Annotated in this window: 1 protein-coding gene; it reads right to left on the bottom strand. The window is 62.9% G+C overall.

Annotation, left to right across the window (positions count from 1 at the left end; genetic code table 11):
• A protein-coding gene (locus ACYVOK_RS35935) for an IS630 family transposase (RefSeq protein WP_460667089.1) occupies positions 1-1,020 on the bottom strand; the annotation gives its coding sequence in 2 pieces (ribosomal slippage) (positions 1-487 and positions 490-1,020; 1,018 coding nt annotated over the 2 pieces). This gene is flagged as partial in the annotation.
• Between the last annotated feature and the right edge of the window lie 157 nt (positions 1,021-1,177).

Here is a 1,177-nt window from a genome sequence, read left to right as displayed (position 1 = left end):
TGGTCCAGGGTTGATCGGTGAGCTTGTTCCACGCCGCACAGCAGTGATCGAGAATGTCGGTGTAGGACGTGAACACCCGGTTCGAGATCCAGTTCTCCCGCATATACTGCCAGATGTTCTCGACCGGGTTCAGCTCAGGCGCCTTTGCCGGCAGCGGCAGGAGCGTGATGTTGGTCGGCACCTTCAGCTTCCTCGAGACGTGCCATCCAGCTTGGTCGAGTAGCAGCACCGCATGCGCGTCAGGCGCCACCGCCTGCGCGATCTCAGCGAGATGCAGGGCCATGGCCTCGGTGGTGCAGCGAGGGAGCACCAGACCCGCTCCTTTGCCTTGCGCTGGGCAGATCGCCCCGAAGATGTAAGCGGAAGCCGTTCTCAGATCCCGTGGCGCAGATGGGCGCGTGCCGCGTCTCGCCCAGCGGCGGGTGATCTTGTTCTTCTGGCCGATGCGCGCCTCATCGGCAAACCAGATCTCTAGCGGCTTGCCAGCCGCCTCGTCTGTCGCGATTTCCTCCAGACGCGTGGGGAAGTCTTTTTAAAAGCAGCCACGGCCGCTTCGCACTTTGCATGGTGGCGCGGCCGGGCCGAGAGCTTGCGGAAGCTGAGGGCCCGCAGCTCACGGCTGAGCGTCTGTTTGGAGATCCGGATCCGGTACTCCTCCCAGAGCCACTGCATCAGGTCAGCCAGGCGCCAGCGCACGACCCCGTGGACGGCCGGGATCGGGCCGGTCTCGATCATCTCTCTCAGGCGCAGACGATGCTCGTCGCTCAGGATCGAGGGCTGCCCCGGCGCCTTGCTATCCAGGAGCCCATCGGGCCCCTGAACATTGAAGCGCAGCACCCAGTCACGCACGGTCTGTAGGCTAACTCCGCCGATCTCGGCCGCTTGGGTGCGCGAGCCACCCTCGTAGATCACCGCCAGGGCCAGCAGGCGGCGGGTCTGCGGGGCATCCTTGCTCCGGCGGGCAAGCTGGCGCAGGCGAACAGCATCGTAATCAGACCGGAGGGCGACAGGAATGGACATGGCAAACCTCCTCGCTTGCCATGTTGAATCACATCTCAGGTGCTTTGAGGCTGCGACGAGTCGCTCTCATCAGGACTTGGTATAAGCGTACGAAATCCGTACGTTTCCTAATTCCCAGCAACGATTGCTCAACGCATAGCTAATAACGTACATCGGC

The organism is Kribbella swartbergensis (assembly GCF_054784135.1).
Note: the sequence above shows the minus strand (reverse complement) of the source record. Positions and strands in the feature narration are given on the sequence as shown.